Annotated in this window: 23 protein-coding genes and 1 pseudogene; 14 read left to right on the plus strand and 10 right to left on the minus strand. The window is 29.4% G+C overall.

The features are described 5' to 3' along the window. Nucleotides 1-6 precede the first annotated feature (6 nt). The 5 genes from NSQ15_RS00685 (at nt 7) to NSQ15_RS00705 (ending at nt 6,024) form a co-directional block, all read left to right on the plus strand. Nucleotides 7-1,383, plus strand: coding sequence for an MFS transporter (locus NSQ15_RS00685; protein WP_017637621.1), 1,377 nt, complete (start codon nt 7-9; stop codon nt 1,381-1,383). A 174-nt stretch (nt 1,384-1,557) separates the two neighbouring features. Then, entirely contained in the window at nt 1,558-2,955 is a 1,398-nt protein-coding gene (locus tag NSQ15_RS00690; RefSeq protein WP_070452834.1) for a YfcC family protein, read from the plus strand. Nucleotides 2,956-3,110: 155 nt separating this feature from the next. Next, on the plus strand, nt 3,111-5,075 hold the full coding sequence (locus NSQ15_RS00695; protein ID WP_124760307.1) for a DUF1430 domain-containing protein: 1,965 nt from the start codon (nt 3,111-3,113) through the stop codon (nt 5,073-5,075). Nucleotides 5,076-5,077: 2 nt separating this feature from the next. Further along, nucleotides 5,078-5,398, plus strand: coding sequence for a YxeA family protein (locus NSQ15_RS00700; protein ID WP_070452840.1), 321 nt, complete (start codon nt 5,078-5,080; stop codon nt 5,396-5,398). Continuing rightward, entirely contained in the window at nt 5,395-6,024 is a 630-nt protein-coding gene (locus NSQ15_RS00705; protein WP_070452843.1) for a putative bacteriocin export ABC transporter, read from the plus strand. Before NSQ15_RS00700 ends, NSQ15_RS00705 begins: the two co-directional genes overlap by 4 nt. A 126-nt stretch (nt 6,025-6,150) precedes the next feature. Here NSQ15_RS00705 and NSQ15_RS00710 read toward each other — a convergent pair whose 3' ends face one another. The 6 genes from NSQ15_RS00710 to NSQ15_RS00735 form a co-directional block, all read right to left on the minus strand. Further along, a complete protein-coding gene (locus tag NSQ15_RS00710; RefSeq protein WP_046467223.1) occupies nt 6,151-7,074 on the minus strand; it encodes a hypothetical protein in 924 nt (307 codons plus the stop codon). 24 nt (nt 7,075-7,098) lie between these two features. After that, nucleotides 7,099-7,773, minus strand: a complete 675-nt coding sequence (locus NSQ15_RS00715; RefSeq protein WP_154873933.1) for an ABC transporter ATP-binding protein — start codon at nt 7,771-7,773, stop codon at nt 7,099-7,101. 15 nt (nt 7,774-7,788) lie between these two features. Next, entirely contained in the window at nt 7,789-8,709 is a 921-nt protein-coding gene (locus tag NSQ15_RS00720) for an ABC transporter permease (protein WP_017637614.1), read from the minus strand. Beyond that, nucleotides 8,706-9,872 (minus strand): ABC transporter permease, encoded by a 1,167-nt coding sequence (locus NSQ15_RS00725; RefSeq protein WP_124760310.1) that lies wholly within the window; start codon nt 9,870-9,872, stop codon nt 8,706-8,708. Before NSQ15_RS00725 ends, NSQ15_RS00720 begins: the two co-directional genes overlap by 4 nt. A 146-nt stretch (nt 9,873-10,018) precedes the next feature. Continuing rightward, entirely contained in the window at nt 10,019-11,503 is a 1,485-nt protein-coding gene (locus NSQ15_RS00730; protein ID WP_070452849.1) for a DUF6583 family protein, read from the minus strand. A gap of 102 nt (nt 11,504-11,605) precedes the next feature. Further along, the gene (locus NSQ15_RS00735; RefSeq protein WP_070452852.1) at nt 11,606-12,217 is read right to left on the minus strand and encodes a DUF5067 domain-containing protein; all 612 of its coding nucleotides are present in this window, start codon (nt 12,215-12,217) and stop codon (nt 11,606-11,608) included. 429 nt (nt 12,218-12,646) lie between these two features. Here NSQ15_RS00735 and NSQ15_RS00740 point away from each other — a divergent pair, with 429 nt between their 5' ends. The 9 genes and pseudogenes from NSQ15_RS00740 to NSQ15_RS00780 all read left to right on the plus strand — a co-directional run bounded on the left by NSQ15_RS00740 (nt 12,647) and on the right by NSQ15_RS00780 (nt 19,489). Further along, nucleotides 12,647-13,105 carry a DUF1433 domain-containing protein gene (locus NSQ15_RS00740; protein ID WP_070452854.1) on the plus strand — a complete coding sequence of 153 codons (459 nt, stop codon included), beginning with the start codon at nt 12,647-12,649 and terminating at the stop codon, nt 13,103-13,105. Nucleotides 13,106-13,413: 308 nt separating this feature from the next. Further along, a complete protein-coding gene (locus NSQ15_RS00745; protein WP_070452858.1) occupies nt 13,414-13,788 on the plus strand; it encodes a cystatin-like fold lipoprotein in 375 nt (124 codons plus the stop codon). 18 nt (nt 13,789-13,806) lie between these two features. Next, nucleotides 13,807-14,196: a DUF4064 domain-containing protein gene (locus NSQ15_RS00750; RefSeq protein WP_046467214.1), complete on the plus strand. Its 390-nt coding sequence runs from the start codon at nt 13,807-13,809 to the stop codon at nt 14,194-14,196. A gap of 1 nt (nt 14,197) precedes the next feature. Next, nucleotides 14,198-14,590, plus strand: a complete 393-nt coding sequence (locus tag NSQ15_RS00755; protein WP_046467213.1) for a DUF5084 family protein — start codon at nt 14,198-14,200, stop codon at nt 14,588-14,590. A 221-nt stretch (nt 14,591-14,811) separates the two neighbouring features. Beyond that, nucleotides 14,812-15,474, plus strand: a complete 663-nt coding sequence (locus tag NSQ15_RS00760) for a DUF5079 family protein (protein WP_046467212.1) — start codon at nt 14,812-14,814, stop codon at nt 15,472-15,474. Nucleotides 15,475-15,528: 54 nt separating this feature from the next. Beyond that, a pseudogene (locus NSQ15_RS00765) lies at nt 15,529-16,160 on the plus strand (DUF5079 family protein). A gap of 44 nt (nt 16,161-16,204) precedes the next feature. Beyond that, a complete protein-coding gene (locus NSQ15_RS00770) occupies nt 16,205-16,819 on the plus strand; it encodes a DUF5080 family protein (RefSeq protein WP_070452861.1) in 615 nt (204 codons plus the stop codon). Nucleotides 16,820-16,832: 13 nt separating this feature from the next. After that, nucleotides 16,833-17,609: a tandem-type lipoprotein gene (locus NSQ15_RS00775; RefSeq protein ID WP_070452864.1), complete on the plus strand. Its 777-nt coding sequence runs from the start codon at nt 16,833-16,835 to the stop codon at nt 17,607-17,609. Between the two features lie 185 nt (nt 17,610-17,794). After that, nucleotides 17,795-19,489: an ABC-ATPase domain-containing protein gene (locus tag NSQ15_RS00780; protein ID WP_124760314.1), complete on the plus strand. Its 1,695-nt coding sequence runs from the start codon at nt 17,795-17,797 to the stop codon at nt 19,487-19,489. 72 nt (nt 19,490-19,561) lie between these two features. Here NSQ15_RS00780 and NSQ15_RS00785 read toward each other — a convergent pair whose 3' ends face one another. The 4 genes from NSQ15_RS00785 to NSQ15_RS00800 form a co-directional block, all read right to left on the minus strand. Then, complete coding sequence (locus tag NSQ15_RS00785; protein ID WP_070452870.1) at nt 19,562-19,921, minus strand: hypothetical protein; 360 nt, start codon at nt 19,919-19,921, stop codon at nt 19,562-19,564. A 185-nt stretch (nt 19,922-20,106) separates the two neighbouring features. Then, the gene (locus tag NSQ15_RS00790; protein WP_046467206.1) at nt 20,107-20,457 is read right to left on the minus strand and encodes a DUF4064 domain-containing protein; all 351 of its coding nucleotides are present in this window, start codon (nt 20,455-20,457) and stop codon (nt 20,107-20,109) included. A gap of 253 nt (nt 20,458-20,710) precedes the next feature. Continuing rightward, entirely contained in the window at nt 20,711-21,373 is a 663-nt protein-coding gene (locus tag NSQ15_RS00795; protein WP_340746869.1) for an ABC transporter ATP-binding protein, read from the minus strand. A 15-nt stretch (nt 21,374-21,388) separates the two neighbouring features. Continuing rightward, on the minus strand, nt 21,389-22,438 hold the full coding sequence (locus tag NSQ15_RS00800) for an ABC transporter permease (protein ID WP_340746870.1): 1,050 nt from the start codon (nt 22,436-22,438) through the stop codon (nt 21,389-21,391). Nucleotides 22,439-22,627 lie beyond the last annotated feature (189 nt).

Here is a 22,627-nt window from a genome sequence, read left to right on the forward strand (position 1 = left end):
CTAGCTATGTCTGGAAATTACAAAAAAGGAAATCAATTAATACTAGCTATTATATTAGGGATTTTGACATATTGGTTGTTTGCTCAATCTCTCTTAAATATAGCGCCTCATGTGCAAAATGATTATCACGTTGATATGAGTATTATCAATATTGCAGTAAGTCTTACCTCACTATTAACTGGTGTGTTCATAGTTGTTGCAGGTGGACTCTCAGATAAAATAGGAAGAGTAAAAGTGACTAGAGCGGGACTAGTATTAAGTATATTAGGATCTATTTCCGTTATTATAACTAATATGCCGTTCTTCTTACTTACAGGACGTGTATTACAAGGTCTTTCAGCCGCTTGTTTATTACCAGCGACGATTGCGATTATTAACTCATTCTTCTCAGGTGAAGAACGTCAAAAAGCATTAAGCTTTTGGTCATTTGGTTCTTATGGTGGAACTGGACTAGCTTCTCTATTCGCTGGTGTAGTCGCAACATATGTAGGATGGCGTTGGATTTTTATCTTATCAATTATTTTTGCATTCATCGCAATGATATTGTTAAGAGGTACACCAGAGTCTAAAGATGAATCCGCACATAATAAGAAATTTGATATTATGGGTATTTTCATCTTCGTAATAATGATGTTAAGTATTAATATAGTTATCACACAAGGTACAAAATTAGGTTGGCTTAATCCTGTGATTATAGGTTTAATCGTAGTATTTATTATCACATTGTTTGCATTTTACATTTATGAACGTAAACAAAGAGAACCATTTATTGATTTTACGTTATTTTCAAACAAAATTTATATAGGTACAACGATTGCTAATTTAATGGTTAATACTGAAATTGGAGTGCTTGCATTATTCAATATTTATATGCAAGACGCCATGGGATTATCAGGAGCACAAGCAGGGTTAATTACTATTCCATATATGGTTTGTAGTTTAATCATGGTTCGTGTAGGTGAACGTTTCATGCAAAAAAATGGACCTCAAATACCATTAATGTTTGGACCAATCACTATTGCTGTAGGAATTATTTTACTATCCATTACAGCCTTACCAAGTATAATTTATTATATTGTTTCTGTGATTGGATTTATTTGCATAGGGTTAGGCTTAGGTTTCTTTGCAACACCTGCCTTATCAACAGCAGTATCAAACGTTCCAGAAGAAAAAGTAGGTACAGCATCAGGTATTATTAAAATGACATCAACATTAGGAGCAGCATTTGGTATCGCAGTGGTGACAACAGTTTATTCAACAATTAGTATTTATAACGATACCCATTTTGCAGCAACAATCGCCTTTATCGTAGGTGCTTGTATGGTATTAGTCGCATTTATTGCCGCATTTATTTTAGTACCAAAACGAAATGTAGAAGTGTAGATCATAAAATAAAAAACTTGTATTTAAAAGAGGGATTTAGTAGCTCGATGTAGCTGCTAAATTCTTTTTTAATAAAATTATTGTTAATTTTCTGAAAATAGGGTATCGGTATAAAAATAAAACTTCAAAATAAATTGATTTTAAATGACGTGATTTAAAAAGGGGTTAAATCATATGACAAAAGAAAAACAAAGGAAGAAATTTAAATTTAAGACACCACATACGTACGCTTTATTACTGATGGTAATTATTTTTGCATGGATTATGACTTATATTATTCCAGCAGGAGAATATGCGCGAGAAAAGAAAGGGAGTCAAACAGTTGTAGTTTCGGGTTCATTCCACGGAGTAGCTAATCAACATCTGTCTTTCTTAGATATTTTTAGAGCTGTACCAGAGGGTCTCGTCAGTGGTGGAGAGATAGTATTTTACGTGTTTTTAGTTGGTGGTGCGTTCGGTATTGTGCATCAAACAGGTGCTTTTGAAAATGGTGTGAATAAAGCCATGCGTACACTAGGGAAGGCTAACTTCTTAATGATTCCGTTAACAATGACGGCTTTTTCTATTTTAGGATTTTCTATTGGTTTGTCAGAAGAAACAATCATCTTTGTACCGATTGGCGTCTTAATCGCACGTACCTTAGGTTATGATGCCTTGACTGGAGCAGCTGTCGTTATTTTAGGTGCTGGAAGCGGGTTTATGGGAGGTATGTTAAATCCATTTACCGTTGGGGTTGCGCAGAAAGTGGCCGAATTGCCGTTGTTTTCAGGTTGGGGTTTACGAACAATAATATACATATTTATATTATTTGCAGCAATTGCAACAGTGATGTTGTATGGTCATAAAGTTAAAAAGAATAATACTAAAAGTATTGTTTATGAATTAGAAAAGGAAGAAGGACAACTTAATAAAGAAATTGAATACCAGCATTTTAGTAAGAGACAAGCATTCAGTTTAGCGCTAATTTTAGGAAGCATTTTATTTAATGTATTCGGTATTTTCAAGTATGATTGGACATTCACACAAATGAGTGCCAACTTTTTACTTGCAGGTATCGTAGCCGGTTTAGTTGCTGGACTTGGATTTAATGGCACATTTGATGCACTAGTAAAAGGAATGCAAGATATTTTATATGGTGCTCTAGTTGTCGGAATCGCCAAAGGGATTGTTGTACTATTAGAGAATGGGAAAATCATTGATAGTATTGTACATGGTATGACAACACTATTAGCTGATGTTCCAGCTTCATTAGTTATCATGGTCATGTTCGTCTTACAATTTATACTTAATTTCTTTATACCGTCTGGATCAGGTCAAGCGCTAACAACAATGCCATTAATGATTCCGATTTCTGATTTATTACACATTAATCGTCAAATAACAGTACTCGCATTCCAATATGGTGATGCAATTAGTAATATTCTATTCCCAACATCTGCAACATTAATGGGTGCGTTAGCAGTAGCGCGTATTACATATACACAATGGCTAAAATTTGCATGGAAATTAATAATTATATGGGTCGTTATCTGTGCAGTTGCCATGTCCATCGCTTTAATGATAGGGTATTGATTTTTATATAACTTGAAAAAAACGAGTGGCTTACTTATGGGTAGGCCATTTTTTGTCGTAAAAAAATCGTTTATTATTATCAGAATATTCAGTATAATTAAATGGAGACAAATCATTAATGAAAATAGACATCGATACAGCATAAGAGGTACAACATGAAATGGTTTAAGATAATATTAGACATCACGGTATTACTATTAATAACAACACTTTTATTCTTATATACATATAAAGAAAATGAACAATTGTTACCTAGTAGTAAATATATAGTTGAAGTAACTGACTGGGATCATCAATATAATAAAAAAGAGATTTTTGATACAATCACAAAATTTGCTAAAAAAGAACATATTGCAATATATAAAGTGATTACTAATTATAAAAATAAGAAGATAAATAAAGATATATATGTCTTTAATCCAACTCAACAAACTTCGCTTAATTCCTTTAATACCAAACAAAAATACAACTATATTAATAATAAAGAACTTATTAAAAGAGAGGTAAAAGGGAACTACTTAATTACTGACAATCAGTTTAATGCTAAAGAATTAAAAGACACTTTGAAGGCTAAGGGTGTCAATATCAAAACGTATCAACTCAATAGAGTGATGATTGCGATGGGTATTATTGCTGAAATGAATCTAGTCATTCCATTAATCGCATTAGTAATCATTTATTTACTTTATTATATTTATGAAAAGAATATTCATTTCAAAGCCTACGCAGTAAAAACATTACATGGTTACACACTCCCGAAAATCATTTTTGAACAATTTCATATGAAATGTGCTTATTGGTTCAGCTTATATATTATTCAAATAGGAATAAGTGCCATTACGCTATGGTTATTAGGCTATAGTGGAAATTTAAAGTTATACATGATAAGGCTAAGTCTACTATCTAGTATTTTTATTATCATCATCAGTTTTATTAATTTATGGACTTACCTCATGTTATTAAATTTGAATATAGCTCATATGATTAAAGGAAAGCAGCATTTTAAAACGATTCGACTAATCAATACTAGTGCTAAAGGTTTTTTATTGGCGCTAATGGCTATAGTAATTATTCAAAATATGGCTATGATTACAGAGTTGAATAAAATAAAGGCATCGGAGAAATACTGGAAGTTATTAGATGATTATTACACAGTAGAATTTACGCCTTCAAATGGAAATGAAAGTACTCAAAATAAGAGAATGGTCCACTCACGTCAACTTATTATGGATAGTGAAAATCAAAATAACGTTATTCTAATTAAGGAAAATAATCATCAAAGTGCTAAGAATGATTACTCTCCATATGAGGGTAATGTGATTTTTGTGAATCAGCAATTTCGGGATTTATACAATAAATATTATCCAACTGGTTTGACTATGAATAATAATAAAGATGTTCTAGAAGTTATACTGCCTAATAAATATAAGGACAAATTTAAACAAGTTAATAAAGAATACCAAGAATGGTTTAATACTTTGAAAGATAAGCATAACAAAGATGGAAAACTCAATATTAATTTAACTAATAAAGATGATTATCACATCTTCTCCTTTAATAACCGTTCGATAGGTGACTTGAGTCTCGTACCTTCACCAATTATCGTCAATGTGCAGTCTACAGATTTATGGGATGATTTTTACTATGCCATGCTCAGTCAAGGTGGTTATTTATTTAAAGACTACGATGCTTTAGTTAAAAATATTGAAAAATATAATCTGGAAAATGATGTCAGTGGCATTACTAACTACAAAGACAGCATTATGCAAGAATACCGTGATAACAATATCAAATTAGTAATTTATATTGTCTCTGAAATCATTATAGCGATTGTTACCGTGATTATTATTTTATTTGATGTGAAATATTATTTTGACCAAAATAAAAAGCTCATTTTAATTAAGAAAATTCATGGATACACGGCGTTACGTTCAAATTATAAGTATTTAATGATGAGCAACTTATTTCTTATCTTTGTCGGTCTAGTTACATATTACTACTTTGCTTCATCTCAATTATTGTCGATTTTCTCTTTCATGATTGTCTTACAATTATTATTACAACTATTTACCTTACGTCATTTTGAACAGAAATCACAACAAGTCATCAAGGAGTTATAACTATGAAATACATCATTACATTACTTATTATTCTTATCTCAGCTACTCTCATCGTATTCACTTTTGTACATCATCCAATTATTGACCGTGTTAATCCATTACTTAAAATGGAAGATGACTATGCTAAAGTACCGAAAGATACGCAGTACTATGAAAATATTTCCGTATTCAACAAAGATGGCAAAAAATTGGATTATAAACTTACATTTAATGGATTTGATCCTGATAGAGAATATGTGAAAGTCATGCATAAAGGACAATACGTAAGAAAAATCACATATGTTAAAGAAGCGAATGTTCCAAAAGAGGTTAAATCTCAATGACAATACAATTGAATCATCTATCAATTCACAAAGATAACTATCATATATTTGAAGATATTAACTTAACATTCGAATATGGAAAATCATACGCTTTAATCGGAACAAGTGGATGTGGTAAATCAACATTGTTAAACACCATTGCCGGCATTGAAAAAGTCGATAAAGAACAAATAGTATTTGATGGCCAAATACAAAAGTTTAATGCGAAATTTTATAGAGAACAATTGGGTTATTTATTTCAAAATTATGGTTTAGTAGAGAACTTATCTATTGATGAAAATTTAGACATCGGACTTGCTTATAAAAAGTTATCCAAAAGAGAAAAAGAAGCATTAAAGTCGAAGTATTTAAGTCAATTTGGTCTGACCGAAAATAAAAAGAGAAAGGTTCATACTTTGAGTGGTGGTGAACAACAACGGGTCGCATTAATAAGGTTAATGTTGAAAGAGCCAACGATTATATTAGCTGATGAACCTACAGGAGCCTTAGATCCTGAAACTGGACAGTTGATTATACAATTATTACTCAACTTAGTAGATGAACATAATATATTGATTATGGCCACACACGATATGAATATTGCAGCCCAATGCGATGAAGTGATCGATTTAACAAAGTTAGCATAATTTGAAAACAGTAAAATTAATAATTAGAAAAGAAAATCCTCAACTTGAAAAACAAGTCCCTCAGAACTAGCAGATTACTCTAGTTACAAGGGATTATGTTAAAACAAGTTGAGGATATTTTTATTTTTATAATGCTTCTTTGAGTGCCTCTTTCATAGCAACATAAGCATAGTTACCAAAGTCTGCTTGTGCACTTTCAAACGGAGCGCCATTAACACTCACTACTTCATGATTTTTATCTTTATCATATTTAACAGGTGAGAAATTAAAATAAGCTAAATAGTTAGAAGCGGATTTTTCGTCTTTGTCCTTTTCACCTTTAACTAATACTGACACATTAGTAACTGGAAGTGCTTCATATTTCATTTCAGCTACACTATATGGTATAGGTTTTGATTGGTTAAGTTTTAATAATTGCTTTAGATTTTTAACTTTAGTGAAATCTTTATTTTCTACAGCATCGCTGAAACTTACATGGTATAGACCTGGTTCAACAGAAGCATAAACAAGTTTACCTTCTTTATATTTAGTCATGATTTCAGTATAATATTCCGGGTAATTTGTGTTGCCAACTTTTTTGCCAGATCCAGTGACATACCAATAATTAACTTGCTTAATACCATCTTCGCCAGCATCCATTTTTTGACGTTTTACATCTTTTTTATCTTTGAAAAATGCATCAACATCACTTAATGAAGAACCCTTAGATTCTTTAGTATATTTATAATCAGCAAGCTTTACTTTATCCATTAATTTCTTATAATCTTTCCAACCTTGCATTCCTTTTTTATTAGTGAAAGTTTTATCTGTCATAATTGGATCTAGTTTATTAAGCATAGAGATTGGTTTTTGTTTACTATATTTTTTCTTAGCTTCTTCATACGCTTCACTATTGTCATCGTATTCTTTAAAACGTTCACTTTTACTTTTAGCTTTAGATTCTGATTTTTTCTCCTCATTTTTATGTGAATCTTTATCATTATTACTATTGCTACAACCTGCTAAACATAATACTAAGGCTAAAATAAATACACTAATTAATTTTTTCATAATAAGTTCTCCTTTAACTATGTTTTAAGTTAATGCATTATTATATTTTTCATAGTGCCAATGTTTATCTTCAAGCATTTCTTGATAAAACGGGTTTTGTCCAATAAGTTTAATTTCATCTGCTAAAACTTCTACTTCGTCTAAATGATGTGTAGTCATGATAATTAAACAATGTGATTTTAATTGCTCTAATAGGCGGTGTATATCATATCTTGACTCAAGATCAATTCCAACGGTTGGTTCATCAAGTATTAAAATATGAGGATTACTGAGCAATCCAATTAAAATATTAATTTTACGTTTATTACCACCTGATAAATTGGAAACTTTAACTTTAGTTTCTTTAAAATTTAACTGTGATAAATAATCTTGTATTGTCTCTTCTGATACAGGATTATTACACAGTGACTTGAAAAAGTTAATATTTTTATTAACTGTCATATGTTCAAAAAGTGCGATATCTTGTGGAACATAACCGACCATATCTCTAATATGACGTTTAGTTAGTGTTTGGTTAAAATATTGTATGGAACCAGAATCTACCTTTTCAATACCAGCAATTAAACGTAATAAAGTTGATTTCCCAGCACCATTTTCTCCTAATAAAATAGTAATTTGATTATCTTGAATTTGCATATTGAGTTTATCGAAAATATGTTTATTTCTATAACTTTTACTTACGTCATTAATGTTTATCATCTAGTTCACACTCCTTTACAATTGAATCCATAGATAAATGACACTCATAACAATGGCATAGACAATAGCCATAAATATACGATGACTCAGTACATTAATTTTAAATAGTAATAAAGCAATGCCTAATTCGTAAATAACTAATATGATTAATGATTTTAAATAAAAGAATATGCTTAATGGTTGATGAATAACTAAGCTAATGCCAATGAGTATAATTATTAAAATAAAAACATGTGTAACGACATACGTACTATAAAGTTTAAGTTGACTATGATTAGTTAGGAAAAGTCGCTGTAATGGTGCGTTTTGTTTGAGACGCTGATGTAATAAAATTTGAATGGCACTAACCATGATGACACATGCAAATACAACACCAATGGAGATAGATTGATTTGCGTTTTGAGTTATAGAATGCGTTGTTAATTGTGATTTAGGTGTATCTTTATAATATTGATTTTGGATATCTGAGTGAGATTTTGTTTGATTCATATCGTCTAAGTGTTCTTGAATGATATATGGTATCTGTTGTTCATATAAAGAACGACTCACAATTTCGACAGCTATACTACCAATAAAATCATCTCGTCCATACAAAGGGATTGAGGATTTTAAATTATTGTTTTTTAGTTTACTATTGAAATCTTTGGGGATTTGCAGACTTACCATAACTTCTTTTTTCTTAACCAAGTCATCAATATAAAAATCGTCTTTAGATAAATATTGAATTTCTACGTATGGACTTGAATCCATTTGATGAATCAGTTGTTTAGATGCTTTACTGTGACTCATATCTTGGACTGCAATTGGAATTTTAAACGTTTGACTTGCAGATTTGTGAGCGATCCATAATGCACCTAATGCCAGCATAATCGTCAAAATAAATATAAAATAAGCGAACCATTGCTTTTTAATAACGAGTTGGATATACGGTTTCATCGACGATACCTCCAAGCAAGTATGATTAGCAATGCTAAAATTAATACAATTAAACTAAAATAGAACGCTGGATGTGAATCTAAAATATAGTTGTTTAAAGTAATTTCTAGCATTTGATTCGTTACTAAACTAAACGGTTGGCTAATTAAAACATCATTCAATATATGTTGGAAGAAAATAGTAGGAATAGTAATCCCTGAAAATCCAATAATGAGTATGCTTAGACTAACTTTTAGGAGTAAATTCAACCAAGATTTTGATACTAAATCAATAATGATGAGACATAAGACCAAAATCGTGACCAAATATACTAATTGGATGGCTACCGTAGGCCAATTATATGTTCTGAAAGCACTATGCAAAGCAGATTGAATCCAAACAAAACCTATTGCTGACCACAACAAGGTATAAAACCAAGAGATGAATCCACGTACAAGTGTTAACTTTTCAAAAGAAAAATGAAACATTTGTAAACGTTCTTTAAGTGCTGATTCTTGATTCATTTTCAAAACGGTGAAAAGTGATAAACAAAGAACAAATATGGAAAATAGATAGCCAGTAACAACATAATAACTTCCAGTGTCATAAATATGGATAGATTCATAATCAAAGGAACCAGTACGATTAAGTCCGGTAAACAACATGTCTGTCATAGTCATTAATGTATCTTGGTCTGATGGTTTGTCAGCAAGATGTGAAAAACTTAGTATTCCTCCCATAGATAGCATTAGACGGTCATATACTGAATGGGTGAGTTGATTTATCACTACACTTTTAGTGGATTGTTTGTCATATGTATAAACTGAAATAGGAAGCCTACCATTTTTATAAAAAGCTTTTGTCATACCCTTATCAAAGACAAAATAACCTTGTAATTTTTGTTGTTTTAATAATTGATGTGCTTCATTTTCATTATATTTTTTCAATGATACATTCTTTCCTAAATTGCTACCTTTACCAACAGACCCTAAAATAAGTTGTGTTTCTTTGGATTGGTCTTTATCTACAATGCCAATAGTAAAATTAGATTCATTTTTATTAATATGTTGAATAGTAGTTAAAGTGACAATGAGTGCAATTATGATTAATAGTAAATACACAAATAAGTACCACTTTTTTAATAAAAAAGAGTGGTAAATATGAAACAACTTTAATGAATTCAAATAACCACTCCTAATAATAATATAAAGAGGGTAGGACAGCTGTCCCACCCCTTATGCTTGCTGATTTGTCCTTGAATATTTACATGGATAGGGGGCGATTAGCCAACATATTTAAAAATTCATTAAATACACAAAAATAATTGAAATTAGTCATCCAATTTTTTCTCTACTTTTTTAAATGTATCCTTTCCTTTTTTCTCCATTTCTTTACTTAATTTTTCTTTGTCTTTTTTAGATAATGCGTTGAAGTCTTTTGCACCGTCAGTATTGAAATTAATTTTTTCTTTAAGTTTAGTATTGGCATTAATAATAATATTAATTGGTTCGCCATCTAGCTTGAATTCAACATTTAACTTTTGCTTTTGTTGGTTATTCTTCGCGTCTGTGTCTAAGTTGTTTTCATAGTCGATATCATAATTATCTGTACCATCATCAATAGTTAATGTACCAGCGTCTTTACGTTTTGAGTCATTTTGAGTCTCTTTGTTATCGATATCGAGTGAATAGCGGTCATAATCGATGCTACTAGTTAATGTATATTGATCTTTGTACTTATCATCTTTCTTTTTAGAAGAGCCTTTAATTTCAAATGAATTATCATTTCCTGTTACTTTATAATTCACTTTTAGGTTATCATCAATTTTATTTGTACCTTTGATGTTCATCTTTTTATCATCGGAATCAATAATTGTGATATCACGTTTGAGAATTTGATGTTTTTCCTGATAGATAGTTGATTTAATTTTAGGGAAATCTTTATCTTGTGCGTCTTTAGCATCTTTCAAAGCATCTTTAATTGATTTGTTGTATTCTTTTTCATTCATATTTGAAAGTCTCAATAACTCTTTATCATCTTTTGCTTTTTTCAAAACTGCTACTGTTATGTTCTTAGCTTTTTCTCTACTAATTGATAAAGTAACTGGTTTGATTTTCTTAGTTTCCCCATCAATTTTCACTTTTTCTTTATCACCTTTTTTGAAATCATCATCATCTAATTTATCAGTGATTAAATCAGTATACCGTTTTGTTACTTTATCGATATCGTCTTGACGAGTATGTAGAACACCAAGTTGATTATTCAAATTGAAGTTTACATTTGAATAACCTTGTTCTTTCAGTTTAGAAGCGTCTGTTCCTTGTATTTCAGCTAAAGTATCAATGATTTCATTATTTTTAACACTATAAACACCTTTGAAGAAAGGTGATTCATAATATTGATTTTTATCATCTGCACTAGCTTGAAACTTACCAATTTCTTCATCAACTAGAGTAGGTGCTATATTGACGATACTCTTTTTACTTTCTGGATCGTGTCCGACAGTACCTTTAATTTTTGAACCATCGACTACGGATTTGGGCAAACCTAAGTCTTCTATGTAATCTTTAGGTGCATCTGCAGTAACTTCAAATTTAGATAAGAAAGAATTATCATTATATTTTTCTTGGAATTTCATTTCATTTTTGAAACGATCATTAATATATGAATCTAAGTTCTTAGCGGTTTTCTTTTCGCTTAATAAATATGAATTTTTTGGTGTATTCGTAATAAAAGCATAAACACCCCAAGCAATTCCTAGTACTAGTAATAGTCCAATTACTATGGGTAAAATGATTTTTAATTTTTTCGACATTGTATATCCTCCCAAAATGTACGTTATCCCAATTAAAAATAGCTATATTTAGCAAAAGTGACCAAATAATTGCGAGCAATTTATTCAGTCACTTTACTGGTATTATTTTAACTTGATTTCTTTTTTAGCAAGGTTATCATTGCTGTAGTCATCTGGATCTTTAACTTGTAATGTCACAGGTGTTTTTGTATCTTTTAATTTATAGAACTTAACAGCTTTAACTTTACCGCCTTTATTAATTTCATCAGTACCGTTTTCACCGTATTTTCTATCTAATTCGCTATCGTAAGCGTCCCCAGTTTTTAATTCTCTCTTAACATCTTTAGAATCTTGATATGCTTCAAAACTCATATCAAATGCTGATGATGCTGTTACATCTTCTTTGTCAGTTTTCTTTTTAACACCATAAACAATAGCAATATTTGGTTTATCATCGTCTGCATATTTGCTTGCATCGACAATTTGAGTGTCTAAAATTTCAACATCAAAGTTTTTACTTGATAATTTATCATCTTTGAAAGAAGAATCTGATTTCTTTTTATCATCTGAAGAAGAATCAACTTTTACAGAATCTGTGTCTCCTGAATCCTTTTTACTTTCTGATGATTTGTTAGAAGAATTGTTACTTGATGAATCTTTAGAAGAATCATCCTTATCACCACATGCGGCTAATACTAATACTGACGCAAATAGTAACGCTAGTAATTTTTTCATAATTAAACCTCCCAATATTATAAAATAAATAGTATGTAATGAAAATATTCACTTATTAATAATAAATGAATAATAAAATAACGAATATTTATGGTAATTAGTATATCATTTAATTGTTACTAAAGTAATACTTTATTTTAAAAATATTTACGTTAAAATATATTGATAGAATGAATGAATAAAACTAAAATAATTATTTATATTTTAAAATATAATGATTTTTATTTTAAATTTAAATACAGTGTATCTAATAGGATTAAATTCAATTTTGGTTAATGGAATTGAGTCATTGCTTATAAAATTTATAGAATGAAAGGATCGTTCATTAAGTGAATCATTTAATGAGATTAATGATTTTAGTTGTTAGCTAGAATGGTTTGAAAATTTTGGGAATATCTAATTATGAGGTATTACGTCAGGGGGATAAATATGAAAAGGTTCGTATTAATACTGAGAATATTTGCTGTTTTGGTTCTCGTTGAAATTATCATTTTTATAGGCGCATTATGTACTCATTTATATTTCCAACATCAATATATCCAGAAAGAAGGAAAACGGATTGAATTGTTTTTAAAATATAATTTTAAAAATATTAATAGCACAACAGTATATAAGAGTAATAGTGATTCCCCGCTAGGAAGTTACAATATTATCGTCCGTATTAATGGAGATAAAAATAAAGAATTAAGCTATGATGCTGAATGTGGTAACTATAATCCAAAATTTAATGGAGAAGATTATATTTTAAACGGTAATCTAAAAAAGCAGAAAGCAAATAGAAAGATAAAATCTGTAAAAGAGATATTAAAAGAAAGAAATGCCAATTCTGTGAATGATGCCTTAAGAAAAATACAATCGGAAGGTGAACAACATGAAGAGAATAACTAAGCGCAAGACATTAATGCTTATTGCTATTCTATCAACAATAATGAGCAGTTTCGTAATACTGATAACTGTATGTAGTATGTTGATTGTTTTTGTTTGGGGATTATTTCCATATTGGACGCCTATTGCATCAGCAATTGTTGTCTTGGGCAGTTTTATATTATCTTTTTCATTAAAATATATTAAACATAAATATCTAAAGTTTTTCATTTCAGTACATATAATAGCGAGTTTTCTATTGTTTTTTGTAAATATAATTTCAATTTGCCTAGTACAATTAATTTAAAAATATGATTTTTAAGGAGAAGATAATGAAAAAAATTATTTTAGGTGTTTTAGTTATATTGATAAGTATATTGAATAGTGGTTGTAGTGATAATCAAGAGGAAAACAAATATCAAAGTAAAATAAATAAAATTATGGAAATTCAGCAAGAAACTCATAAAGAAATGGTTAAAAAGGATGATGAATTTATACCAGAATTTGATAAAGATAAAGTGAATTCCTATGTATATGATGATGGAAAACTTATTATAATAGGCTATAAAGCATTCAAAAATAGTGGTAATCTGTTTTTTGTACCTTATGTATTTAAAGATGACAAAATATATTATAAAGAGCACTTCGATGCAAAAACATATGTTAAAGATCATAAGCCTGACTATAAAAATATCAAAGTAAAATAAATTTAAAGGAGTAGAAAAATGGAAAAATTAATCAAAGTGACATCTTTAATTGGGGTAATAATACAAAGCTTTTTAACTTTATTATTTTTATTGTTTTTAATACTTTCAGCAACAGGTGTGATGCATCCGGAATTAACTACAACAGTGAATGGTGAACAGACTGTTCAAAGTCCAGAAACTGCTCAAGCAACATTTGTTACTATATTTGCTATTTTCTTTGTTATTTCTTCAGTTTCGGATTTATTAGGTATTATTGCTATGAAAAAGATATTTGTGAACAATAAAGTGAGCGGGGTTTTACATATTATTGGAGCAATTATCAGTGCTAATTTATTAACTTTTATTGCTTGGTTAATAAGTGGAATTTCAATATTAAGCTATAAAAAATCAAATAAAGAAGTGTATTAGTATGAAATATGCATGGTGGGTACTTTTAACAATTGCAGGCATATTGAGTTTAACTAGTGTCTATGGATTTATTTTGTGTGTTGGTAGTTTTGGAATGTTAGCATTAAATCTTATGTGGTTATTTGTTTATACACCTCATAAAAACACAAAAGCACTTGAATCTATATCTAAACCAACAATATATTTATCAATTATTGGAACATATGTCGTATTTATATTTATGACTATTCTATTTTATTTTGTAATGAACGATGTGTTTAAAAATATTGGGGTTCAATTGTATGGACAAAACTTTGGTATTTTTGGTTTAACACTATTCATATTTGCTATTATCTTGTTCTCTATAGGAACTGGGATAGTTTTTAAAATACAAAGAAGCAGATTAAATCAATAAACTTGAATTTGTAAAATATTGAGACAAAATTATATTATTTTCTTTGAATTTTGAGACTAAACAACTAAATATTGTTTACTCTCAATTTTTATAAATATAATAAAATTAATGAGAATTACAATTATTAAATAATTGATTTGAAAAGAGTTGAAATAGTATATTTCAAATTTAAATAAGTAAGTGGCAAATAAAAGAATTTATTCTTTAGAGGAGAAGGTAAGATGGAAGAAAGTCTAAAACAATTACGTAAACCTACTATTCAGGTAATGAATTTTATTTCATTATTAATGATTTTATTATCAACAACACAATATTTTTATAGTTTGACTATGGAAACTACCCCAATATACTTAATTATTACGACTTTAATTGAAATAATAGTCATACTATTAGGGCTTTTACAGTTATTTGAAAAAAATACTGCTAATCCTTTAAAGAAAGCAAAAAGATATTTAATAGTAGGGATTTTGACTAGTTATTTTACGTACTTATCATTTTATAATCTTTATTTTTTTATGGCTGAAGAAAATAAATATGATTTAACTAGATTTTGGATTGTTGGTTTTGTTTTTCTTTTTATATGCAGTTGTGCACATATATGTAGTCTTTTGTTAATGGGCAATACTCCTCATTGGTTCAAAGGCGATAAAACAATGTGGATTATAATATTAAAAATAATAGCATGTACTTTTTATGTTCAAAAGATTATAGAATACATAATGATTCCTAATGTTGCAGAATCACATTTTTTAATCATATTAAGTATGTTTATGATTTTTGTTAGTAATTTACTAGTGAGTCAATACTATTTATTATATGGAAGAGTGTTAACCGATGTTAATAAAATAAGTAAAGATAAAAAAAGAGATAAACACGATAATTAATGGCTCAGGCTTATTAATAATGCCAAATATAGTTGAAATGGAGTTAAATTAAAATTGGAAGAATCATTAAAACAGTTGAGAAAGCCATCTATACAAGTAATGAACGTGTTATCAATATTGTTTATATTAGCGTCAGCTATTCAATATCATTATGATCTTACATTTGAAAATACCCCTAAATATTTATTGATTACGACAGCAATTGGGCTTGTAATCAATATATTAGGATTATTACAAATGTTCGAAAGTAAAATAACTAATCCTACAAAACAAGCAAGAAGATATTTAATAGTTAATATTTTAACTTGCTATTTTACTTATATAACAGTTTATAATTTATATTTTTTTGTAGCAGCTGAACATCATTATTATTTAGATAAGTATTGGTATGTTGGGTTCATTACTTTATTTGTATGCAGTACACTCCATATTCTAAGTCTAATTTTGATGAGCTTTTATCCAAATTGGTTAAAAGTAGATAAGGTTATAGTCATTCTAACACTAAGGTTATTGCATCATTAATATACGTTCAAAAAATCATTGAATATATAATAGTTCCTAATATTGCTGATTCTCATTTTGTATTTATTGTATCTATTATCTTGATTTTTACTTGTAACTTTTTAGTTTCTCAATACTATTTATTATATGGAAGAGTATATACTGCAGTTAATAATTCTAATTAAATCTATTGGCTGATATTTTATCAAATGGAGGAAGATTAAACTCGATGGATATTTTACTTGTTATCATTGTATTTGGCTTGTTTTATTTAGTGCATTTTACATCTGTAATGCATTCAGGCGGACTTAAAGTATTGCCAACAATGACCTATATTATAGCTCTTATTTTATATTTAATTCCTGTGATTCTTATAAAAGAAGAAAGTGCAAACCAGTTTGAAAACTTGATGCTTATATTAAATATAGGTGTGTTGTTGTATGGAATTATGGGAGTAAGGGGATTATGGTCTAGACCCTTAAAAATTAAAATTCAAGAGTTAACTAAGTCCTCAGATAAAATGATTACACAACAGAAATATGACAAAATTGAAAGTATGAAAATTAATTTAGAAATAGCTAAATATAAAGGAATAATATCATTAGTGATGTCATTTATCTTTATGATAACGATGTCTATTAAAGCTTCATCACAATATAAAGAAGATTTTGCATTTGACAACATTATCATACTCTTTATTTTTATCGCAATATTTGTTATTTACATAATTATAGATATTATTTTAAGAATAATAAAAGGACGATGGAGACTCATATCTATAAGACCATTACTGATGTCGATTTGGTCATTTATTTTCATAATGATATTACTAATACAAAGATAAGATAGGTGAAGATATGAATATATCGAAAAAATGGTTGTTAGTTATTATCATACCTTTAGCAATTGTACTCATTATAGTTGGGATTTATTATTCATGGAAACTCAAAAAAGAAAATGAAATCAAAGATAGTTTTGCAAAAACATTAAAGATGTATCCAATCAAAAATTTAGAAGACCTATATGACAAAGAAGGATATCGAGATGAAGAGTTTGATAAAGATGATAAAGGTGAGTGGATAATACAATCAACAATGAATGTTGAAAAGGATGGTGGTGAATTAGTATCAGAAGGCATGGTTATTTACATGAATAGAAATACTAAAGAAACCCAAGGATCATACAATATTGAAAAAGTTTATGATGATAAAAATGGGAGACTTAAACAGAAGGAGATTAAAGTCCCAATTAAATTAAAAAATAATAAAATTATTATTAATAAGGAAATCCAAGATAAAAAATTGAAAAACAAAATTGAACATTTTAAATTTTTCGCTCAATATGCAAACTTTAAAGATTTAAAGAAATATAAAAATGGTAATATTGAATATAATCCAGAGGTTCCTAGTTATTCAGCAAAGTACCAACTATCAAATAGCGATTTTAATGTGAAAAAAATTAGAGAAATATATAAAGTACCAACAAAAAAAGCACCTAAATTTACAATGAAAGGTACAGGGGAATTAAGCGGAGATTCTATAGGAGATCAGTCAATAGAATATACTTTTGAAGAAGGTAAGAAAAATAATATATATTTTACAGATTCTATTGAATATCAACCAACGAAAAATTAAACAAACCACTCGAATAGCGTCCGATTCCTTTACTATAAACAAAGGTGTTGGGTGCTATTTTTGTATATTCCACTATTTAATATTATGCTAAAAATGGCTTTTTGTATGGTGATTGAACGTTTAATTGAAAATGCTTAACGGGTAATGTTTACAGATGGATGTCATGTTCTTAAGGAGAATAATTAATGAAACAAGCACAAGAATTAAAAAAGATGTTAACACAATTAGATGGACAAAAATATGGTGCTTATAAACGTACAAAAGGGATGTATCAATTTGATGACTTTCGATTAGCCATCGACCATGTCCAAGTAGATCCTTTTGCATCGCCCTCAAAAATGAGACTAATTATAGATAGAAAAGTAGTTGGCATACCCGCTGACTTTTTAGATACAAAAGATAAACGTATTGCAGTTGCTGACTTTTTAACAAGAAATGTAGCTCGAAAATTAAAAAGCATATTATCAAAAGCAAAAGGACAACATAAAATCTTTATCGATCGTTGTGGTCAAGAGATGCTTCAACGCACATCTGTAGTTATTAATGATGATGTCATAGAGGTACGTCTAGAGGTGGGTCTTCCTGCTGCAGGTCGCAAAATTTTAGGGAAAGCTGCAGCATCAACAATAACTCAAGTGTTACCACAAGTAGTTAATCAAGCGCTCAAATACCAACATATGGATCAACAAGCTTTAAAACGTCAAATTGAATTGAAACTGAATCAAACGTATATTAGAGAACAACTAGATCAACAAAACTTAATCGCATTTGTCGCTAATGGTTCCATATTACCTAGGAAAAGTGGCGTATCTGATTGGCCGATGCCTCAAGCAATTGAGTTTTCAAGCCCAAAATCATGTGAAATAACAATGGAAGTACCATATGGTAAGCCTGTTGTAGGTATGGGAATTCCAAAAGGTATTACATTAATCGTTGGTGGTGGCTACCATGGTAAGTCTACCTTATTACAAGCACTCGAACGAGGTGTTTATGATCATATCAATGGCGATGGTCGTGAGTATGTAATTACAAATAATAGTGCGATGAAAATACGTGCAGAAGACGGTAGAAGTGTAGAAAAAGTGAATATTCAACCATTTATTGATCACTTACCAGGTAAAAAAGATACAAGTCAATTCTCAACTGATAATGCAAGTGGTAGTACGTCACAGGCGACCAATGTGATGGAAGCATTAGAAGCACGTACTAAAGTATTATTAATTGATGAAGATACATCGGCAACGAATTTTATGATTCGCGATGGCCGTATGCAGAAGTTAATTGCACCTGAGAAAGAACCGATTACCCCATTTTCAAATCGAGTGAAACCTCTGTATGATGATTATGATGTTTCGACTATTTTAATCGTAGGTGGTTCTGGTGATTACTTTGAAGTCGCTGATCAAGTATTAATGATGGATGAATATGTGCTAAAAGATGTGACTAAAGAAGCTAAAGAAATTGCACAAACAGCAGGATATGAACGTGAAGATACTTCTCATAAGACATTTGGTGAAATTCCGTCTCGTATCCCTCTTAAAAATAGTTTTAATAAAAAGGGAAAAGATAGTCGACTTAAAGCTAAAGGACAACATGCAGTCATGTATGGAAAAGAAACGATTGATATTAATGGCTTAGAACAATTAGTAGATGATAGTCAGACTAACACACTCGCGATGATGATCGATTATATCCAACAACACGAGTTAGGTAACGACAAGACAATCAATGATATCGTTGATGATGTATATCAACTTATTGAACATAAGGGACTAGAAACAATATCACATCATCAAGGCCATCCAGGTAATTTAGCATTACCTCGTAAACAAGAACTTATAGGGACATTAAACCGTTATCGTGGGTTGAATGTGAAGTAATAACAACATGCGCATGTATCAGAGTGTACGTTATGTACCATGATAGCATGCGCATTGTTTATGTAATATCGATTATCTTTTGAATGGTTTATTTTCATTGTATTCTTCTTCTGTCATGAGCGTACTTTTTCTTTGAATGCCATAATCTTCTATATAAAATCGTTTACCAAGTTTTAAATAAGGCACAACCATAGCTCTGAATTTTACTCTTTTATAAAGAAGTGAAAAACCAATTTTAAAATACTTTTGACGTTCGAAAAGCCATAAATGATCTATTGAAATGCCATTAATTTGAACATCTTTGAGTAAAATTCGTACATTTCGTTTATATGGTAAATCACGATCTAATTTATTTTTATATCCAATATATTCAAGCCTACCAGTAACAACTACTGATTTATTCCGAAAAGGTTTCAATTCATCTCTTCTCACATGACCACCCCTTACTATATCACTTATTATAAAAATAATATCACAAAATTATTGATTTTATTTATAAAATGAGTTGTGGAGAGGCGGTTATATCAAAAAATAAAAATTTCTCCTCAATGATATTGATGACAAATGACATTAAATAAAAATAACCTTCATCCAATACTGAATGAAGGTTAAAAATATTACTTTCTTATTAATGCTAAAATACCAGCAACTAAAATTAAAATACCTGATAAGATACCAAAGAAGCTGATGAAAACAAAATTTAAAATTCCACCAATAATTAAAAGAACACCCATTAATACTCTTTTCTTATTGATGATACAGCTTAAGATTAATGTAATGATACAAGTGAGTATGACAGCTACGCCTAAACCATAAACTTGACCACTATCAGATGCTTCAAATTCATTGCCAATACTACCAACCATTATTGCAAATAGTCCACCAAGCATACCAAAAATACTTCCCATAATACCCAATACCATTTCGGCTACTCGATTTGTTTGTCTTTCAAATTGATAATTATTCATTAATTCACCTCATTTTATGTATACTATTAATATATCCTATATAAAAAATAAAATAAATAGTTTTGTTACAACTATTTTTATTAAAATCAAAAATTCTTTACGAAACAAATTAATAAACAAAAAGAAGTTGTTCTCACTTTAAAGACGAGAACAACTTCTTTAATGATGGGTGATAATGTAACTACAAAAATAAAAAAAGTATTAAATCATTAACTAACTCTAACTATTACGTTATAAAAAATGTGATTTTAAATCATTGCTCTTTTAACACGCCGTCTTTCATATGATAAACTTTATCGCAAAATTGTGTGAGACGTTCGTCGTGTGTAACGATGATACATGTTTTGTTTCGTTGTTTTGTTTGGTTTTCTAATATTTTCATGACGGCCATAGCGTTATCTGTATCGAGTGAAGCGGTTGGCTCATCAGCTAAAATGAGTGATGGGTCTGTAAATATCGCTTTAGCTATAGCAACACGTTGTTTTTGTCCACCTGATATTTCGCTCGGCAATTGATTTTCTATTTCAACTAATCCCAATTGTTCCAACAATGTTTGGTATTCTTCTTTATTAAGTGTGTCTCTTTTATATTTTTTTAATAACTGAAATTGTTGTTTAACTGTTAAAAAAGGTACTAAATTAGTCGATTGTAAAATAAATCCAATTTCTTTAATTCTGATTCGTGCCAAAGTTTTTTGGTTTAATTTAGTAATATTGTTATCGTTAATCCATATCTCACCAGATGTTGGTGTTTGTAACGCGCCAGCCATAGTTAAAAATGTACTCTTACCAGAACCAGATGGCCCAACAATTGCGATTAATTCACCTTGGTTAAATTTCAAATCAGTCGGTTTAACTGCTTCAATAATATGATTACCATCTTTGAAGGACTTTGTAACGCCTTTGAACTCTAACATAGCACACACTCCTTTCTATCCAATTGCTTTTCGTGGGTCGATTTTTCTAATAGATAATACTGAAAATAGACTTCCTAATAATGAAATAATGATAAGTACTAAGCCAAAAATTAATAACGTACCCATATTAAATTGTATAGGAACAGCATCTGGTAAAATAGTACTCGTTAATAGTGTGAGTACGAGTCCAATTGCAGTACCAATGAGTGATAATATAAATGTTTGAGCAAGCACCATCTTTGCCAAATATCCATTCGTAAACCCTTGTGCTTTTAATACGCCAAATAACTGCGTTTTTTGAAGCGTCATAACATATAAAAAGACGCCAATCACAGTTGCTGAAATCACAAATAAGAAAGAAATCATAAAATTAAGTGTCATATTTTGAGCTTTATAACCCGGTAGATTTTCAATAAATTGATCAATTGAAACCCCTTCAAGTTCACTATCTAACTTATGATTTTTCCAATTTTTATCTTTAACTACAACGGCATTTGTTTGATTTTTAGATAAAGCTGGATTAATCTTTTCTATAGTTTTGTTGTTGGAAAAAATAACAGGAGATGCATTATATTTCGCACTTTCTGAGACACCAACAACTTTTAATTTTTCATCTGATTGGGATAATGACAATGTATCACCAATTTTAAAACCTTTATCTTTAAGCGTTTGATCTATGATTACCTCATTTGTTTTATTAACTTTATTACCATCAACTAATTTGGGTATTAAAAATGAATCTGAAGTGACACCAAAGAGTAAAGCATTTTCTTCTTTATTATCATTTGAAACAATAACACCTTGTTGTTTTAAAGGTGTTGCTTCATTAAATTCATTACTTATTTTAGAACGATCAAATACTGATTGTTCAACAGTTTGATTAGCATCTTTGTTCAAAATAATGGCATTTGCATGCCACTTTTCAATGCCTTCTGTATTCATCTTAATTAAACCGTTAGCTAAGCCAGATAGTAAAAATAATAAATAACTTATGAGTACTAGAATTCCGATAATTAAGCTGAATTTGAGTTTATTTCTTTTAATTTCATTCCAAGCTAAGAACATACATACTTAACCTCCTTTTAAACATTAGTTCCATCACCTTTATTTCTTAAAGATACCATTTTTTGGTATGAAGTATAAGTTTAGATGATGAGAAAAAATAAAAATATTGATATTTAGGTATTTAACATATAATTAGTTAGTTGATAGATTTTTAAACTGTTATAATAAAATCTCAATTGGATAACCTGA

This window comes from Staphylococcus sp. FSL W8-0774 (genome assembly GCF_038006785.1).
In the GTDB taxonomy this organism is placed as follows: Bacteria; Bacillota; Bacilli; order Staphylococcales; family Staphylococcaceae; genus Staphylococcus; species Staphylococcus pasteuri.

Bases quoted from the DNA above. Each gene is read 5' to 3' on its own strand.
- NSQ15_RS00760 (WP_046467212.1), top strand. From the start codon at position 14,812: ATGGAAGAAAGTCTAAAACAATTACGTAAACCTACTATTCAGGTAATG.
- NSQ15_RS00715 (WP_154873933.1), bottom strand. From the start codon at position 7,773: ATGATAAACATTAATGACGTAAGTAAAAGTTATAGAAATAAACATATT.
- NSQ15_RS00750 (WP_046467214.1), top strand. From the start codon at position 13,807: ATGGAAAAATTAATCAAAGTGACATCTTTAATTGGGGTAATAATACAA.
- NSQ15_RS00775 (WP_070452864.1), top strand. From the start codon at position 16,833: ATGAATATATCGAAAAAATGGTTGTTAGTTATTATCATACCTTTAGCA.
- NSQ15_RS00705 (WP_070452843.1), top strand. From the start codon at position 5,395: ATGACAATACAATTGAATCATCTATCAATTCACAAAGATAACTATCAT.
- NSQ15_RS00730 (WP_070452849.1), bottom strand. From the start codon at position 11,503: ATGTCGAAAAAATTAAAAATCATTTTACCCATAGTAATTGGACTATTA.
- NSQ15_RS00690 (WP_070452834.1), top strand. From the start codon at position 1,558: ATGACAAAAGAAAAACAAAGGAAGAAATTTAAATTTAAGACACCACAT.
- NSQ15_RS00740 (WP_070452854.1), top strand. From the start codon at position 12,647: ATGAAAAGGTTCGTATTAATACTGAGAATATTTGCTGTTTTGGTTCTC.
- NSQ15_RS00745 (WP_070452858.1), top strand. From the start codon at position 13,414: ATGAAAAAAATTATTTTAGGTGTTTTAGTTATATTGATAAGTATATTG.
- NSQ15_RS00735 (WP_070452852.1), bottom strand. From the start codon at position 12,217: ATGAAAAAATTACTAGCGTTACTATTTGCGTCAGTATTAGTATTAGCC.
- NSQ15_RS00720 (WP_017637614.1), bottom strand. From the start codon at position 8,709: ATGAAACCGTATATCCAACTCGTTATTAAAAAGCAATGGTTCGCTTAT.
- NSQ15_RS00780 (WP_124760314.1), top strand. From the start codon at position 17,795: ATGAAACAAGCACAAGAATTAAAAAAGATGTTAACACAATTAGATGGA.
- NSQ15_RS00755 (WP_046467213.1), top strand. From the start codon at position 14,198: ATGAAATATGCATGGTGGGTACTTTTAACAATTGCAGGCATATTGAGT.
- NSQ15_RS00685 (WP_017637621.1), top strand. From the start codon at position 7: ATGTCTGGAAATTACAAAAAAGGAAATCAATTAATACTAGCTATTATA.
- NSQ15_RS00700 (WP_070452840.1), top strand. From the start codon at position 5,078: ATGAAATACATCATTACATTACTTATTATTCTTATCTCAGCTACTCTC.
- NSQ15_RS00695 (WP_124760307.1), top strand. From the start codon at position 3,111: ATGAAATGGTTTAAGATAATATTAGACATCACGGTATTACTATTAATA.
- NSQ15_RS00800 (WP_340746870.1), bottom strand. From the start codon at position 22,438: ATGTTCTTAGCTTGGAATGAAATTAAAAGAAATAAACTCAAATTCAGC.
- NSQ15_RS00770 (WP_070452861.1), top strand. From the start codon at position 16,205: ATGGATATTTTACTTGTTATCATTGTATTTGGCTTGTTTTATTTAGTG.
- NSQ15_RS00795 (WP_340746869.1), bottom strand. From the start codon at position 21,373: ATGTTAGAGTTCAAAGGCGTTACAAAGTCCTTCAAAGATGGTAATCAT.
- NSQ15_RS00790 (WP_046467206.1), bottom strand. From the start codon at position 20,457: ATGAATAATTATCAATTTGAAAGACAAACAAATCGAGTAGCCGAAATG.
- NSQ15_RS00710 (WP_046467223.1), bottom strand. From the start codon at position 7,074: ATGAAAAAATTAATTAGTGTATTTATTTTAGCCTTAGTATTATGTTTA.